This window comes from Pseudomonas sp. MF06569 (assembly GCF_059862735.1).
The window spans coordinates 26,627-40,225 of sequence record NZ_JCBCUZ010000001.1; the positions used below are offsets into that span (position 1 = coordinate 26,627).

Annotated in this window: 12 protein-coding genes and 1 pseudogene; 8 read left to right on the plus strand and 5 right to left on the minus strand. The window is 56.8% G+C overall.

Annotation, left to right across the window (positions count from 1 at the left end; translation table 11 throughout):
* Nucleotides 1-166 precede the first annotated feature (166 nt).
* The 4 genes and pseudogenes from AC19YQ_RS00145 to AC19YQ_RS00160 form a co-directional block, all read right to left on the minus strand.
* Nucleotides 167-274 (minus strand): annotated as a pseudogene (locus AC19YQ_RS00145) (TetR/AcrR family transcriptional regulator); the annotation flags it as partial.
* A gap of 146 nt (nt 275-420) precedes the next feature.
* Nucleotides 421-1,065 (minus strand): TetR/AcrR family transcriptional regulator, encoded by a 645-nt coding sequence (locus AC19YQ_RS00150; protein ID WP_339475010.1) that lies wholly within the window; start codon nt 1,063-1,065, stop codon nt 421-423.
* Nucleotides 1,066-1,132: 67 nt separating this feature from the next.
* Nucleotides 1,133-1,876, minus strand: a complete 744-nt coding sequence (locus tag AC19YQ_RS00155) for a carbonic anhydrase (RefSeq protein ID WP_500594345.1) — start codon at nt 1,874-1,876, stop codon at nt 1,133-1,135.
* A gap of 188 nt (nt 1,877-2,064) precedes the next feature.
* Nucleotides 2,065-3,441 (minus strand): glutamine synthetase family protein, encoded by a 1,377-nt coding sequence (locus AC19YQ_RS00160; RefSeq protein ID WP_019828592.1) that lies wholly within the window; start codon nt 3,439-3,441, stop codon nt 2,065-2,067.
* Nucleotides 3,442-3,719: 278 nt separating this feature from the next.
* Between AC19YQ_RS00160 and AC19YQ_RS00165 the strand changes: the two genes are divergently transcribed.
* From AC19YQ_RS00165 to AC19YQ_RS00200, 8 genes are all read left to right on the plus strand, one after another.
* Nucleotides 3,720-4,496 (plus strand): gamma-glutamyl-gamma-aminobutyrate hydrolase family protein, encoded by a 777-nt coding sequence (locus tag AC19YQ_RS00165; RefSeq protein ID WP_133074975.1) that lies wholly within the window; start codon nt 3,720-3,722, stop codon nt 4,494-4,496.
* Between the two features lie 36 nt (nt 4,497-4,532).
* Nucleotides 4,533-5,891, plus strand: a complete 1,359-nt coding sequence (locus AC19YQ_RS00170) for a glutamine synthetase family protein (protein WP_133074976.1) — start codon at nt 4,533-4,535, stop codon at nt 5,889-5,891.
* 61 nt (nt 5,892-5,952) lie between these two features.
* Nucleotides 5,953-7,317, plus strand: a complete 1,365-nt coding sequence (locus AC19YQ_RS00175) for an aspartate aminotransferase family protein (RefSeq protein WP_133074977.1) — start codon at nt 5,953-5,955, stop codon at nt 7,315-7,317.
* Nucleotides 7,318-7,501: 184 nt separating this feature from the next.
* A complete protein-coding gene (locus tag AC19YQ_RS00180; RefSeq protein WP_019828588.1) occupies nt 7,502-8,614 on the plus strand; it encodes a polyamine ABC transporter substrate-binding protein in 1,113 nt (370 codons plus the stop codon).
* Between the two features lie 267 nt (nt 8,615-8,881).
* Nucleotides 8,882-9,976: a polyamine ABC transporter substrate-binding protein gene (locus tag AC19YQ_RS00185; RefSeq protein ID WP_219261988.1), complete on the plus strand. Its 1,095-nt coding sequence runs from the start codon at nt 8,882-8,884 to the stop codon at nt 9,974-9,976.
* A gap of 69 nt (nt 9,977-10,045) precedes the next feature.
* Complete coding sequence (gene potA, locus AC19YQ_RS00190; protein ID WP_046808802.1) at nt 10,046-11,188, plus strand: polyamine ABC transporter ATP-binding protein; 1,143 nt, start codon at nt 10,046-10,048, stop codon at nt 11,186-11,188.
* Nucleotides 11,185-12,105 carry an ABC transporter permease subunit gene (locus AC19YQ_RS00195; protein WP_500594346.1) on the plus strand — a complete coding sequence of 307 codons (921 nt, stop codon included), beginning with the start codon at nt 11,185-11,187 and terminating at the stop codon, nt 12,103-12,105. The genes potA and AC19YQ_RS00195 overlap by 4 nt, the downstream gene beginning before the upstream one ends.
* Nucleotides 12,102-12,992 carry an ABC transporter permease subunit gene (locus AC19YQ_RS00200; RefSeq protein ID WP_133074981.1) on the plus strand — a complete coding sequence of 297 codons (891 nt, stop codon included), beginning with the start codon at nt 12,102-12,104 and terminating at the stop codon, nt 12,990-12,992. The genes AC19YQ_RS00195 and AC19YQ_RS00200 overlap by 4 nt, the downstream gene beginning before the upstream one ends.
* 82 nt (nt 12,993-13,074) lie before the next feature.
* On the opposite strand, the gene AC19YQ_RS00205 is transcribed toward AC19YQ_RS00200, so the two are convergent.
* On the minus strand, nt 13,075-13,455 hold the full coding sequence (locus AC19YQ_RS00205) for a COG4315 family predicted lipoprotein (RefSeq protein ID WP_500594347.1): 381 nt from the start codon (nt 13,453-13,455) through the stop codon (nt 13,075-13,077).
* Nucleotides 13,456-13,599 lie beyond the last annotated feature (144 nt).

Sequence of the window (13,599 nt, forward strand, 5' to 3'; positions counted from 1 at the left end):
CGACCATTTTGGGTGATGCGCCGTTCTGAGCCGCTCATCCACTTCTGTGGGAGCGGGCTTGCTCGCGATTCAGGCAGTGCGGTCTCTCGATGAACCGAGTCGATGCAATCGCGAGCAAGCCCGCTCCCACAAAGGCAATCTCACAAGAGTGGATGCAGGCTTACAGTCAGGTGTTTGACGGGCTTTCACGCTTGGGCAAAAAAGTCGGCAAGTACAGTCCCAGATAAGCATCCACCACGCGCATCCCTTCTTCGGCCATGCGCGGGGTGATGCGCCGTTCTGAGCCGCTCATCCACTTCTGTGGGAGCGGGCTTGCTCGCGATTCAGGCGGTGCGGTCTCTCGATGAACCGATTCGATGCAATCGCGAGCAAGCCCGCTCCCACAAAGGCACTCTCACAAGAGTTGATGCAGGCTTACGGTCAGGTGTTTGACGGGCTTTCACGCTTGGGCAAAAAAGTCGGCAAGTACAGCCCGAGATAAGCATCCACCACGCGCATCCCTTCTTCGGCCATGCGCGGGGTGATGCAGTCGTGCAACTGGATGGAGCGCGCATACACGCGGTCGCCCAGTTCCATCGCCAAGGCAAATACGTCCACGTCCTGTGGCAGTACTGGCAGCTCAAAATGACGCATAAACAAGCCATGCATCAGTTGGCCCAGTTCAAGGTCGTGCTGGCGGTCGGCCCGGGTGACTTCGGTGAGGCCATGCTGGGCCAGGATCAGTTGCCGGGCGGCAGCATCCTCGCTGTAGATCGTCAGCATTCGCTGCTCAATAATGCGCGACAAATCTCCCCAACCCTTTAAGCCGTCATGTTCGATCGGCACCTGCAGGCAGGCGCGGAATGCGCCATGCACGTCACCGGTCAGCGCTTCGAGGAGCGCGGGCACTCCCGCAAAAAAGTGATAGACCGATGACGGCGGGATTTGCGCGCGTTCGGCCACGCTGTAAATCGACAGGCTGGACACCCCTTCTTCTGCCAGCAATGTGCGGGCAGCATTGAGTATCAAATCGATCCGGACCTGGCTGCGGGCGCGTGACTTTCGAGGGGTGGCAAGGCGCGTCATGGGTGTCTCCTGCGGGGCAGTCGGCATTGTACGAGCCGGGTCCGAGGTTGTCTGTAAACCCGCAGCGTTAGCCCGCGAACTTCACCATGCGATCGTTAGTCGGCTGGATTGGGCGCGCATTCATCGGGAACAACTGCTTGAAGGCATTGAGTTGTTGTTGGGAGACCGTGCCCGGCACCTTCAACACCTGCCAGCGAACGCCTTCGGTACAGGGCGGAGTCGTCAGCGATCCCATGAACGTGAAGTAATCCAGCTTTTCAGGAAACAGGCTCTGTACATCCAGGTTGTTCAAGGTCACTGAGTCACCCTCACGACGCGGCAGGCTTGAAAACAGGGAGTCCAAGGCTTTGTTCTTTGCTCCGACGTCAAACAACAGGGCAATGACTGCCAGGTTGCCAACGGCATCACGGTGTACCAAATGAGCGCTAAATGGGTACTTTCGACCATCGATTTGCATTTCAGCGGGGGTATGGAAGTGCATTTGCACGAAGTTATGGGTGCCTGACGCCAAGGTCACATCGCCTTTTGATTCAGTGGTGACTTCCAGGCTATGACCATTATGTTTCACCACGGCCGGGCCAGCCGGGTAGTGAATGGCCAGGGCAGGCAGAGCTGCGGAGGTGTTGGCCTTGATATTGATCGGTGATTGCTGGGTGCCAGCGCTGCACAGGGCGTGCTCGTCGTGCAGGTCGCCCCACTCGTCAGGTCCTGTGGGCGACAGGTAATTCCAGTTAGTGTGGCTGGTCGGGGCAGCGGTTACGGGGCCAAGGCCGATGGCAAACAGGGCGATGCCCAGGTAATGGAGTTTCATGAATGTGTCTTCGTGGACGGTGGCTGGTAAGGACAGCCGGGAAAACATTTTGAAACAATCTGTGCGGTGTTTATGTAGGGGGTTTCTGGAGGAGCGGGTAGGAAAATACGATTCGATGGGTGGTCGATGCCCATAAAAAAACGCCGCAGGCCGTGAGGCCTGTGGCGTTTTTTGTGGACTGCAATCGCTTACACGGTATGCAAGTACCAGTTGTATTCGAGGTCGGAGATGGAGTGTTCAAACTCTTCCAGCTCGCTCTCTTTACAGGCGACAAAAATATCGATGTATTTCGGATCGATGTATTTGGCCATGACTTCGCTGTCATCCAGCTCGCGCAACGCATCGCGCAGGTTGTTTGGCAGGCTTTGCTCGTTCTGCTCGTAGCTGTTGCCTTCGACTGGCGCACCCGGTTCGATCTTGTTGGTCAGACCGTGGTGAACACCGGCCAGCACAGAGGCCATCAACAGGTACGGGTTGGCATCGGCACCGGCAACCCGGTGTTCGATACGTACCGAGTCGGACGAGCCGGTGGGTACGCGAATGGCCACGGTACGGTTGTCCAGGCCCCAGCACGGCGAGTTCGGCACGTAGAACTGTGCGCCGAAACGACGGTAGGAGTTGACGTTCGGGCAAAGGAAGGCCATCTGCGCTGGCAGGGTCTCCAGCACACCGCCGATCGCGTGACGCAATGCGGCGTTCTGCTCGGGATCCTCGCTGGCAAAAATATTTTTGCCCTCTTTGTCCAGAATCGATATGTGAACGTGTAGTCCGTTGCCTGCCTGGCCCGGGTAAGGCTTGGCCATGAAGGTGGTGTCCATCTCATGGTCGTAGGCGATGTTTTTGATCAGACGCTTGAGCAGTACCGCGTAGTCGCAGGCCTTGATCGGGTCGGCAACGTGGTGCAGGTTCACTTCGAATTGCGCCGGGGCACTTTCTTTAACGATGGCGTCAGCCGGGATGCCTTGCTCTTTGGCACCTTCCAGAATGTCCTGGAGGCAGTCGACGTATTCATCGAGGTCGTCGATCAGGTAAACCTGAGTCGAGTGCGGACGTTTGCCGGAGATCGGCGAACGTGGAGGCTGTGGGCGACCGTTAACGTTCTCCTGGTCAATCAGGTAGAACTCCAGCTCGAAAGCTGCGCAGATGGTCAGGCCCATTTCGTCAAATTTGGTAACAACTTGACGGAGCACTTCCCGTGGGTCGGCGAAGAAAGGTTCGCCTTCAAGCTCGTGCATGGTCATCAGCAATTGCGCGGTTGGGCGCTTTTGCCAAGGCTCGTTGCACAGGGTGTCGGGGATGGGATAACAGATTCTGTCTGCGTCACCGATATCCAGACCCAGGCCGGTGCTTTCCACCGTTGAGCCATTGATATCAAGGGCAAATAGAGAGGCCGGCAGGTTGATGCCTTTCTCGTAAACCTTGTGCAGGCTGGTGCGTTCGATGCGCTTACCGCGCACCACACCATTCATATCCGCAATGAGAAGGTCTACGTACAGAACCTCAGGATGATCCTTAAGGAACGCGTTCGCTTCGTTAAGCTGAACGGCACGCGGGGGTACCGACATGATGCAACACCTTTGTTGTTAAAAATATCAATCATTGAGCGCTACGGGTTTCAGTCAACCCGAACGGCATACCGAAGTCAAGCAGCCTCTTTTTTGCCCTTAAAAAGCGCCTAAAGGCCATTTTTGACGCTTTTTGGGGCGTGTTTGGCCTGTTTCAATTCTTGCCGACCGCGGGCTTGAGCGGACCGTGTTGTATTTTTTACGGGGGTGTTGTGTAAAAAAATGAACAAGGCTAAGCTCGATTCAAACCCATAACAGCAATAATACCGGGGTGTTACATGTCACGCCTGCCGTTAATCGGCGTTACCGCCTGCACCAAGCAGATCGGTTTGCATCCTTATCACATCACTGGCGATAAGTACGTGCGAGCAGTTGCAGTGGCTGCCAAAGGCTTGCCTCTGATCATTCCGTCATTGGCGCAACTGATTGATCCGACCGATATTCTTGACGGTCTGGACGGCATTCTCTTTACCGGATCGCCCTCCAATATTGAACCCCATCTCTATGGCGGTACCGCCAGTGTGCCAGGCACGTTGCATGATCCTGAACGTGATCTGACTACCCTCCCCTTGATTCGTGCTGCGTTGGCGGCTGGTGTTCCGGTGCTCGGTATTTGCCGCGGCTTTCAGGAATTGAATGTAGCTCTGGGTGGCTCACTTCACCAGAAATTGCACGAAGTCGAAGGCTTTATTGAGCATCGCGAAGATCCCAGCGCCCCGGTTGAAGTGCAATACGCGCCGAGCCACGCCATGCACGTTCAACCCGGCGGCGTCCTGGCAGGCCTGGGCTTGCCTGCGGAGTTCGAGGTCAATTCGATTCATACCCAGGGCATCGAGCGGGTAGCGCCGGGCCTGCGGGTTGAAGCGATTGCCCCGGACGGTCTGGTTGAGGCGGTGTCGGTGGAGGGCGGCAAGGCTTTTGCTTTAGCGGTTCAGTGGCACCCCGAATGGCAGGTAAGCTCTAACCCGATTTATCTCGCCCTCTTCCAGGCATTTGGAGATGCCTGCAGAAGGCGCGCAACACAACGCGACGCGGATGCGTCAGTAAACGCCTGACTTATTCAAGTCAGGACACTCAGCCCAGAGGCATTTATGAGTAACAACCTCGACCAGCTCACCGATTGGTTGAAAGACCACAAGATCACAGAAGTCGAATGCATGATCGCCGACCTCACCGGGATTACTCGCGGGAAGATTTCGCCGACCAACAAGTTCATTGCTGAAAAAGGCATGCGCCTGCCCGAAAGCGTCCTGCTGCAAACCGTAACGGGCGACTATGTCGAAGACGACATCTATTACGAGCTTCTGGATCCGGCCGATATCGACATGATCTGCCGCCCTGACCAGAACGCAGTCTTTGTGGTGCCGTGGGCGATTGAGCCGACCGCTCAGGTGATTCACGACACCTACGACAAGCAGGGCAACCCGATTGAGTTGTCGCCGCGCAACGTGCTTAAAAAAGTGCTCAAACTCTATGCCGACCACGGCTGGCAGCCGATTGTGGCGCCAGAAATGGAGTTTTACCTGACCAAGCGCAGCGACGACCCGGATTACCCGTTGCAGCCGCCGGTCGGTCGCTCCGGTCGCCCTGAAACCGGTCGTCAGTCCTTCTCCATTGAAGCGGCCAACGAATTCGATCCGCTGTTCGAAGACGTTTACGACTGGTGCGAGCTGCAAGAGCTGGATCTGGACACGCTGATCCATGAAGACGGCACGGCGCAGATGGAAATCAACTTCCGTCATGGCGACGCACTGTCGTTGGCCGACCAGATCCTGGTGTTCAAGCGCACGATGCGCGAAGCCGCACTCAAGCACGACGTAGCCGCCACGTTCATGGCCAAGCCCATGACCGGTGAGCCTGGCAGCGCCATGCATTTGCACCAGAGCATTATCGACATCAACACGGGCAAGAACATCTTCTCCAATGAAGACGGGACCATGAGCCAGTTGTTCCTCAATCACATCGGCGGGTTGCAGAAGTTCATTCCAGAACTGCTGCCCCTGTTCGCGCCGAACGTGAACTCCTTCCGCCGCTTCCTGCCGGACACCTCGGCACCGGTAAACGTGGAATGGGGCGAAGAGAACCGCACCGTGGGCTTGCGTGTGCCGGATGCAGGCCCGCAAAACCGCCGGGTTGAAAACCGTTTGCCGGGCGCCGACGCCAACCCGTACCTGGCCATTGCGGCCAGCTTGCTGTGTGGCTACATCGGTATGGTCGAGGGCATCAACCCGAGTGCGCCAGTGGTCGGGCGTGGTTATGAGCGTCGTAATTTGCGTCTGCCTCTGACCCTCGAAGAGGCATTGGCCCGCATGGAAAGCAGCAAGACTGTCGAGAAGTACCTGGGCACCAAGTTCATTGCAGGCTACGTGGCCGTCAAACGTGCCGAGCATGAAAACTTCAAGCGCGTCATCAGTTCGTGGGAGCGGGAATTCCTGCTGTTCGCCGTCTGACACGCCGAGGGGCTGCGCCTTGGAGGCGCGCCCCTCCTCTACTGAATAAAAGGAGAGCTGTATGACTAACAAGAACCCGCAAACCCTTCAATGGCAACAACTGAGTAACGACCACCACCTGGCACCATTCAGCGACTTCAAACAGTTGAAGGAAGTGGGCCCACGTATCATCACGCACGCCAAGGGCGTGTATCTGTGGGACAGCGAAGGCCACAAGATTCTCGACGGCATGGCCGGCCTGTGGTGTGTTGCCATCGGTTATGGCCGTGACGAGCTGGCCGAAGCTGCCAGCAAGCAAATGCGCGAGCTGCCGTACTACAACCTGTTTTTCATGACCGCGCACCCGCCGGTGCTCGAGCTGTCCAAAGCCATCGCCGAGATCGCGCCTGAAGGCATGAATCACGTGTTCTTCACCGGCTCAGGCTCTGAAGGCAACGACACCATGTTGCGTATGGTTCGCCACTACTGGGCGATCAAGGGCCAGCCCAACAAGAAAACCATCATCAGCCGCAAAAACGGCTACCACGGTTCCACCGTGGCCGGCGCCAGCCTGGGCGGCATGACCTACATGCACGAACAGGGTGACTTGCCGATCCCGGGCATTACCCACATCCCGCAGCCGTACTGGTTCGGTGAAGGTGGCGACATGTCCCCGGAAGAGTTCGGCATCTGGGCTGCCAATCAGCTTGAAGAAAAAATCCTCGAACTGGGCGTCGATAATGTCGGTGCCTTCATTGCCGAGCCGATCCAGGGCGCAGGCGGCGTGATTGTGCCGCCCGCCACTTACTGGCCACGCATCAAGGAAATCCTGGCCAAGTACGACATTCTTTTTGTTGCCGATGAAGTGATTTGTGGTTTTGGTCGCACCGGCGAGTGGTTCGGCAGCGATTTCTACGACCTCAAGCCGGACATGATGACCATCGCCAAGGGCCTGACCTCGGGCTACATCCCGATGGGCGGCCTGATCGTGCGCGACGAGGTGGTTGCCGTGCTCAACGAAGGTGGCGATTTCAACCACGGCTTCACCTACTCGGGTCATCCGGTGGCAGCGGCAGTGGCACTGGAAAACATCCGCATCCTGCGCGAAGAAAAAATTATCGAGAAGGTCCACGCTGAAACGGCACCGTATTTGCAAAAGCGTTTACGTGAACTGAACGATCACCCGTTGGTGGGCGAAGTGCGTGGTGTAGGCCTGTTGGGTGCCATTGAACTGGTGCAGGACAAAGCCACCCGCAAACGTTACGAAGGCCGTGGTGTTGGCATGATCTGCCGCCAATTCTGCTTCGCTAACGGTCTGATCATGCGTGCCGTAGGCGACACCATGATCATCTCGCCGCCTCTGGTGATCAGCAAAGACGAGATCGATGAGCTGGTGACCAAGGCGCGTAAGTGCCTGGATCTGACCTTGGAAACATTGCAAGGTTAACTGCTAGGCTTTGGGCGCAAGACAACTTAGGTTTTAAAGTAGGCAATTGCGCTCAGAGCCTTAAGAATCAAGGCTCTTTCCTTGAAAGCCTGCCCCAGATCTTGCCAGACTAGCCTCCGGCTTTAGTCACCTTGAGATCAGGTCGCTGAATCGGTGGTTTAAAAGAACAATTGGAGCATTACAGATGACGGCATCCGGATTTAAAAAAGCTGGCAAGACACTTCTCGCTCTCTCCTTGATGGGCGTGATGGCTGGGGCAGCTCAAGCTGCGGACAAGGTTCTGCACATTTACAACTGGTCCGATTACATCGCACCCGACACCGTTAAAAAATTCGAAGACCAAACCGGTATCAAGGTGGTCTACGACGTGTTCGACAGCAACGAGACCCTTGAGGCCAAGCTGCTGGCGGGCAAGTCCGGCTACGACATCGTCGTGCCGTCCAACAATTTCCTGGCCAAGCAGATCAAGGCCGGGGTTTACCAGGAGCTGGACCGTTCCAAGCTCCCTGACTGGAAAAACCTCGATCCTGCGTTGCTCAAGGCCGTTGGCGATGCCAGCGACAAAGACAACAAACATGCGTTCCCCTACATGTGGGGCACCATCGGTATTGGCTACAACCCTGAGAAGGTCAAGGCTGCTCTGGGCGTCGACACCATCGATTCCTGGGACGTGCTGTTCAAGCCAGAGAACGCTGCCAAGCTCAAGAGCTGCGGCATAAGCTTCCTCGATTCGCCGACCGAAATGATCCCGGCCGCCCTGCACTACCTGGGCTACCCGACCGATTCCCAAGACAAGAAGCAACTGGCTGAAGCCGAAGCGCTGTTCTTGAAGATTCGTCCTTCGGTTGGCTACTTCCACTCCTCCAAGTACATCTCCGACCTTGCCAACGGCAACATCTGCGTCGCAGTGGGTTACTCGGGTGACCTGGAGCAGTCCATCTCCCGCGCCAAAGAAGCCGGTGACAAGGTCAAGCTCAAGTACGTGATTCCTAAAGAAGGTGCTGGCAGCTTCTACGACATGGTCGCCATTCCCAAGGATGCCGAGAACGTTGACGCCGCTTACGCCTGGATGAACTTCCTGATGCAGCCAGAAATCATGGCCGAGATCACCAACAGCGTGCGCTTCCCGAACGGTAACAAGGCTGCAACGCCGCTGGTGAATAAAGACATCTCTGGCGACCCGAGCATTTATCCGTCCGATGAAGTGAAAGCCAAGCTGTACGCCATCAGCGATCTGCCGCCTACAACGTTGCGTTTGCTGACGCGCAGCTGGACCAAGATCAAGTCCGGTAAATAACCAAGCGCTGTGTAGTCGCTGCCGAAGGCTGCGAAGGGTTGCGTAGCAACCCGTTGTCCCAAAGGCCCCGCGATCCCCTCGCAGCCTGAAGCAGCGGCTACAGAATCTTGGATAAACGGATACAAATCAGGGCTTTACGGTAATTAATCGCGGAAAACTTTGCTGTGTCGGTTTATCGAGGGTAAGTTGCGCGCCGGTTTTGTCTTTGGCGGTTCGACTGCCGTGTGACGCGGGCAACTCAGGCCCACCTATTTAGAGGACCATCACGTGTCTATATCTTTGTTTCGCAAGACCTTGTTGGTCGGGGCCGGTTTGACGCTCGCCGTCAGCGTGCAAGCGGCACCTACGGTGCATATTTACAACTGGTCGGACTACATCGCGCCGAACACGCTGGCTGATTTTGAGGCCGCTACCGGCATCAAGCCCGTGTATGACGTCTTCGATTCCAACGAAACCCTGGAAGGCAAACTGCTGGCCGGGCGTACTGGTTATGACGTGGTCGTTCCGTCTAACCACTTCCTGGGCAAGCAGATCAAGGCGGGTGCGTTCCAGAAGCTCGACCTGTCGCAACTGCCGAACTATTCCAATCTCGACCCGGCCTTGCTCAAGCGTCTTCAGGCCAATGATCCGGGTAACCACTATGCCGTGCCGTATCTGTGGGGCACCAATGGCATTGGTTACAACGTCGACAAAGTAAAAGAAGTACTGGGCGTCGACAGCATCGACTCCTGGGATGTGGTGTTTAAACCCGAGAACATGGAAAAGCTCTCCAAGTGCGGCGTGGCCTTCCTGGATTCGGCGGATGAAATGCTGCCTACCGTACTCAACTACCTGGGCCTGGATGCCAACAGCACCAACCCCAAGGACTACAAGAAAGCTGAAGAAACACTGATGTCGGTGCGTCCATACGTCACCTACTTCCACTCTTCCAAATACATTTCCGACCTGGCCAACGGCAACATCTGTGTTGCGATCGGTTTTTCCGGTGATGTATTCCAGGCCAAGGCCCGTGCCGAGGATGCCAAGAAAGGCGTGAACATCGCCTATATCGTGCCCAAGGAAGGCGGCGCCCTGTGGTTTGACATGCTGGCCATTCCCAAGGACTCCGGCAACGTCAAGGAGGCCCACACGTTCATCAACTACTTGCTCAAGCCTGAAGTGATTGCTCAGGTCAGCGACTATGTCGGTTACGCCAACCCAAACCCTGCGGCCGACAAAGTGATGGATGAGTCCATTCGTACCGATGAAGCGGTTTACCCGACCCAGGCGGTGCTGGACAAGACTTACGTATCAATCGAGCTGCCCGCGAAAATACAGCGTCTGATGACGCGTACGTGGACCAAGGTCAAGACGGGCAAGTAATCTCGCAAGACCACCTATCCAAGGCCCGATCATCTAGGTCGGGCTGCTAAATTTGTTGGGAGTTTCGTAATGGCTGTTGCCTCCGGCGCCTATAAGAAAGCCCTCGAGGGCGACCAGACACCTAAAAAGGTGTTGGTCAAAATCGACCGGGTCACGAAAAAATTCGACGAGACGATTGCCGTGGACGATGTGTCCCTGGAAATCAACAAGGGCGAAATCTTCGCCCTGCTCGGCGGATCGGGATCGGGCAAATCGACTTTGCTGCGCATGCTCGCCGGTTTCGAGCGCCCAACAGAGGGCCGTATTTTCCTCGACGGTGTAGACATCACTGACATGCCGCCCTACGAGCGGCCGATCAACATGATGTTCCAGTCCTATGCCCTGTTCCCGCATATGACCGTGGCCCAGAACATCGCCTTCGGCCTCAAGCAGGACAAAATGTCCAATGCCGAGATCGATGCCCGCGTGGGCGAAATGCTCAAGCTGGTCCACATGAGCCAGTACGCCAAACGCAAGCCCCATCAGTTGTCCGGTGGTCAGCGTCAGCGTGTGGCCCTGGCCCGTTCGCTGGCCAAGCGTCCGAAACTGCTGCTGCTCGATGAGCCGATGGGCGCACTGGACAAAAAACTGCGTTCGCAGATGCAGCTTGAACTGGTGGAAATCATCGAGCGCGTCGGCGTGACCTGCGTCATGGTGACCCACGATCAGGAAGAGGCCATGACCATGGCCCAGCGAATCGCGATCATGCACCTGGGCTGGATCGCCCAGATCGGCAGCCCGATCGACATTTACGAGACACCGGTCAGCCGTCTGGTGTGCGAGTTCATCGGTAACGTCAACCTGTTCGACGGTGAGGTGGTCGACGACGCTGAAGGCTATGCGCGCATCAAGTGCCCGGAGCTGGAGAACGACATTTACGTCGGTCACGGCGTCAGCACTTCGGTGGAAGACAAACACACCACCTACGCCATCCGCCCGGAAAAAATGCTCGTCACCACCGAAAAACCGGCCTGTGAGTACAACTGGTCGCGGGGCAAGGTGCATGACATCGCCTACCTGGGTGGTCACTCGGTGTTTTACGTCGAATTGCCGAGCGGCAAGCTGGTGCAGTCCTTTGTGGCCAACGCCGAACGCCGTGGCGCGCGCCCTACCTGGGACGACGAAGTCTACGTGTGGTGGGAAGACGACAGCGGCGTGGTACTGCGCTCATGAACATGCGAAAGCTCAAACGCCGACTGCAACGAATAACCCCCGGTGGCCGTCATGTGGTCATCGGGATTCCATTCCTGTGGCTGTTTCTGTTTTTCATGCTGCCGTTCTTCATCGTCTTGAAGATCAGTTTTGCCGAAGCTGATGTCGCGATTCCGCCGTATACCGAGATCTACAGCTACGTTGACCAGAAAGTCCAGCTGCTGCTGAACCTGGGCAACTACGCGATGCTGGGCGACGACGAGCTGTACATCGCCGCCTACCTGGGCTCGCTGAAGATGGCCTTTTTCAGCACGGCGTTGTGCCTGCTGATCGGTTATCCAATGGCCTATGCCATCGCCAATGCGCGCAAAGAGATGCAGACCGTGCTGGTGCTGCTGATCATGATGCCGACCTGGACCGCGATCCTGATCCGGGTGTATGCCTGGATGGGCATCCTCAGCAACAACGGCCTGCTCAATGGTTTCCTGATGTCGATGGGCTGGATCAGCGAACCGCTGCAGATCCTCAACACCAACATCGCGGTGTACATCGGCATCGTCTATTCGTACCTGCCGTTCATGATCCTGCCGCTGTACGCCAACCTTGTGAAGCACGACACCAGCCTGCTGGAAGCCGCGTCTGACCTGGGTTCGAGCACGTTCAACAGCTTCTGGAAAATCACGGTCCCGTTGTCGAAAAACGGCATCATTGCCGGCTGCATGCTGGTGTTTATCCCGGTAGTGGGCGAGTTCGTGATTCCGGAACTGCTCGGCGGCCCGGAAACCCTGATGATCGGTAAAGTGTTGTGGCAAGAGTTCTTCAACAACCGTGACTGGCCGGTGGCGTCTGCGCTTGCCGTGGTCATGCTGGCGATCCTGATCGTGCCCATCATTCTGTTCAACCGCAGCCAGGCTAAAGAGCTGGAGGGCAAGATATGAATCGCATCCGTTTTTCTAGCTTCATGTTGGTCGCGGGGTTGCTGTTCATCTACCTGCCGATGCTGATCCTGGTGATCTACTCGTTCAACGCCTCCAAGCTGGTCACGGTGTGGGGCGGCTGGTCGCTGAAGTGGTATGTGGGCCTGCTGGACAACACGCAACTGATGGGCTCGGTGATGCGCTCGCTGGAGATCGCGCTGTACACGGCGATTGCAGCGGTGGCGCTGGGGACGTTGGCAGCATTCGTGCTGACCCGTATCAGTCGCTTCAAGGGCCGTACGTTGTTTGGCGGCCTGGTGACGGCGCCGCTGGTGATGCCTGAAGTGATCACCGGTCTGTCGCTGTTGCTGCTGTTCGTGGCCATGGCGCAGATGATCGGCTGGCCGCAAGAGCGTGGCCTGGTCACTATCTGGATCGCCCACACCACGTTCTGTTCGGCCTATGTGGCCGTGGTGGTGTCGTCGCGTCTGCGTGAGCTGGACCTGTCGATCGAGGAAGCGGCGATGGACCTGGGTGCCAAGCCGTGGAAGGTGTTCTTTCTGATCACCATCCCGATGATCGCGCCATCGCTGGCCGCAGGCGCCATGATGTCCTTTGCCCTGTCGCTGGACGACCTGGTACTGGCCAGCTTCGTGTCGGGGCCGGGTTCCACAACCTTGCCGATGGAAGTGTTCTCGGCGGTGCGCCTGGGGGTCAAACCCGAGATCAACGCCGTGGCCAGCCTGATCCTGCTGGCGGTATCGCTGGTGACCTTCATGGTGTGGTTCTTCAGCCGTCGTGCTGAAGAGCACCGCAAAAAGGCCATTCAGCAAGCCATCGACGAATCGGCGGCAGAGTCCTGGAAGCAACCTGATGTGCGTCGTGCACAGTCGACAAACGCGGTTTAAGCCTGCGTCATAAAAAAACCTCGCCTCCTGTGACAGGGTGGCGAGGTTTTTTTATGGGCCAGGGTGAGGGCTTTTGATCCTTCTAAGGCTTGGCCACCATCCAGGCTCCGTCCATTTTGCCGTCACCGGTGGCGTCGCCAGCCTTTTTGTCCATGACAAAGGTATACAGCGGCTTGCCGTCATAGGTCCACTGCATGGTGCCGTCATCACGCTTGATCATGGTCCATTTGCCCATGTCTTTGTGGTCGCCACTGACCATCAGAGGTGGCCAGTTAGCTGCGCACTTGTCATTGCACATGGATTTACCGCCCGCATCCTTGGCGAAGGTGTAGAGCGTCATACCGTTGTGGTCGACAAGCATGCCATCCTTGGTCATCGCCGGATCAGCCGCAAATGCCAGACCTGGCAAGGTAAAGGCTGCAGCTAACAGCAATGTCTTTAGGGAAAACGAGCTAGAAGTCATCGGAATCGTCCTCTTTGTGGTTGTACGATTTGCACTCAAAGCGTAGTTCACTAACCGCTAGCGCGCGTTCCAACCCCAAAGCTGTCACACGACTGCAATAATTCCGTTATCTAATGCGCCACAAGACAGTTAAATGACACGAGG

What these genes read in the sequence shown, in the direction of transcription:
- AC19YQ_RS00195 (WP_500594346.1), top strand. Translation starts at nt 11,185, where the DNA reads ATGAACATGCGAAAGCTCAAACGCCGACTGCAACGAATAACCCCCGGT.
- AC19YQ_RS00165 (WP_133074975.1), top strand. Translation starts at nt 3,720, where the DNA reads ATGTCACGCCTGCCGTTAATCGGCGTTACCGCCTGCACCAAGCAGATC.
- AC19YQ_RS00170 (WP_133074976.1), top strand. Translation starts at nt 4,533, where the DNA reads ATGAGTAACAACCTCGACCAGCTCACCGATTGGTTGAAAGACCACAAG.
- AC19YQ_RS00150 (WP_339475010.1), bottom strand. Translation starts at nt 1,065, where the DNA reads ATGACGCGCCTTGCCACCCCTCGAAAGTCACGCGCCCGCAGCCAGGTC.
- AC19YQ_RS00180 (WP_019828588.1), top strand. Translation starts at nt 7,502, where the DNA reads ATGACGGCATCCGGATTTAAAAAAGCTGGCAAGACACTTCTCGCTCTC.
- AC19YQ_RS00155 (WP_500594345.1), bottom strand. Translation starts at nt 1,876, where the DNA reads ATGAAACTCCATTACCTGGGCATCGCCCTGTTTGCCATCGGCCTTGGC.
- AC19YQ_RS00175 (WP_133074977.1), top strand. Translation starts at nt 5,953, where the DNA reads ATGACTAACAAGAACCCGCAAACCCTTCAATGGCAACAACTGAGTAAC.
- AC19YQ_RS00160 (WP_019828592.1), bottom strand. Translation starts at nt 3,441, where the DNA reads ATGTCGGTACCCCCGCGTGCCGTTCAGCTTAACGAAGCGAACGCGTTC.
- AC19YQ_RS00200 (WP_133074981.1), top strand. Translation starts at nt 12,102, where the DNA reads ATGAATCGCATCCGTTTTTCTAGCTTCATGTTGGTCGCGGGGTTGCTG.
- AC19YQ_RS00205 (WP_500594347.1), bottom strand. Translation starts at nt 13,455, where the DNA reads ATGACTTCTAGCTCGTTTTCCCTAAAGACATTGCTGTTAGCTGCAGCC.
- potA (WP_046808802.1), top strand. Translation starts at nt 10,046, where the DNA reads ATGGCTGTTGCCTCCGGCGCCTATAAGAAAGCCCTCGAGGGCGACCAG.